The organism is Parabacteroides sp. AF27-14 (genome assembly GCF_003635425.1).
Taxonomy (GTDB): domain Bacteria; phylum Bacteroidota; class Bacteroidia; order Bacteroidales; family Tannerellaceae; genus Parabacteroides; species Parabacteroides distasonis.
This window is the reverse complement of the sequence record NZ_QTLZ01000068.1, coordinates 1-1,032: the sequence shown is the minus strand read 5'-3', so window position 1 is coordinate 1,032 and position 1,032 is coordinate 1. Positions and strand designations below refer to the sequence as shown.

Below are 1,032 nucleotides of genomic sequence, written 5' to 3'. Positions count from 1 at the left end.
TAAACCTGTTGGCGGAATTAATTTAGTGCATACTTAATTCTGCCAATGGGCTTGTCGTTAATGAAGTTTACGTATTGCAGAATGGTAAGTGCACTAATTTTGCCAATGATTCTGGCAAACAAACCATTCGTTATTTTCGCGTAGTTCCTGATGACCAAGAACTGGTCTGTAAGTTGTGAGAATATTGTCTCAATCCTCTTTCTTGCCTTTGCAAACGGAATGAATGTCGGTTTCCAATCCTTTTGGTTGAGCCGATACGGACACTCCAGTCTTATGTGTGCGGTTTCGAACAAGTCAAGCTGTACGTCAGCTCCAATATACCCTTTGTCACCATAGATGCTACAGTCGTGATAAGTATGTTTTACATCCTTCATATAATGGAGGTCAGCCACACTTGCCTTTGACAGATCATAGGAATGGATAACTCCACTTAACCCACAGAGAGCGTGTAACTTATAACCAAAATAATACGTGTTCTGCGAAGCACAGAAGCCGAAGTCGGGAGCTTGCGAGAAATTGCCGGCACGCCCCATCTTGCAACGTTTTCCTCTTGCAACCCTACAGACCTCTATCGGCTTGGAGTCAACAAAGAATTGTTCCTCTCCGCCATCCATTTCCATGGCAATCCGCTTGCGCAGTTCCTCACACAGGCCTGACGTTTTCTTCCTGCGGTCATTGAACTGTCTCCTTGATATGAGATTGGGAATGCTGTCCTTGTATTCTTGCAATTTATAGTCGAACAACCACTTCTCACTATCAATGCTCTCGGTCTCTGCCGTCAGGGATAGCGCCACCACTTCCAAATCCGAAAACTTGGGAACAGGACCACGACGTGGAACATTACCCGAATCATTGACGAGATTTTCAGAGAATTGCTTGCATATCTCAAGTATTTTGACGAATTTTGCATAAAGGTTGTACATACGATGGTTTGAACTTAATGTTTTAATCACCACTAAGTTACTAAAAATCAGCGACATGTACAACTTTTTACTCATATTTATCAACTTAAATTAATTCCGCCAACGGGTT

The 1,032-nt window shown here is 42.6% G+C and carries 1 protein-coding gene; it reads right to left on the bottom strand.

Features of this window, described 5'->3' with window-relative positions:
* Positions 1 to 17 precede the first annotated feature (17 nt).
* Entirely contained in the window at positions 18 to 998 is a 981-nt protein-coding gene (locus tag DWY79_RS22415) for an IS982-like element IS1187 family transposase (RefSeq protein ID WP_032536584.1), read from the bottom strand.
* Positions 999 to 1,032: the final 34 nt, after the last annotated feature.